1 pseudogene is annotated in these 379 nt (G+C 60.2%); it reads left to right on the top strand.

Annotated features, from left to right (window positions below):
• Positions 1–379, top strand: a pseudogene (locus EN804_RS35070) (DUF1704 domain-containing protein); the annotation flags it as partial.

Raw genomic sequence — 379 nt, 5'->3', positions numbered from 1 at the left:
GCCGATTATCCGGGCCTGCGCGAGACGATGATCGCCGATCTTTTCGACGCGGGCCTGCAAGCCTTCTCGTCATTCTCTGCAGGGATGGACGCGCTCAAGGTGACCAGCCACAGGGCGCTCGGCCGCAAGGCCTTCGTCGATGCGGTCAGGCGCGCAGACAGGTCCATCGACGATATCGTATCGTCCTTCGATTTCCTTCTCTCCGTCACGCCAATCAATGCCCGCCGGGCCTTCGAGGAATTTCGGGACGGCAGCTTCCCGTTCGCGCCGTGTCTTCTCTACCGGCCGTTGGGCGTCGATGTCGAGGAGCAGAAGCGAAAGCTCTATTCGGTGGTTTTCGATCATCTGGAAGATCCGGTGCTTTACCATCTCTATCGGG

Source organism: Mesorhizobium sp. M8A.F.Ca.ET.161.01.1.1, assembly GCF_004792105.1.
Classification (GTDB): domain Bacteria; phylum Pseudomonadota; class Alphaproteobacteria; order Rhizobiales; family Rhizobiaceae; genus Mesorhizobium.
The sequence above is the reverse complement of the archived record's forward strand: the minus strand, read 5'-3'. Positions and strand labels throughout refer to the sequence as shown.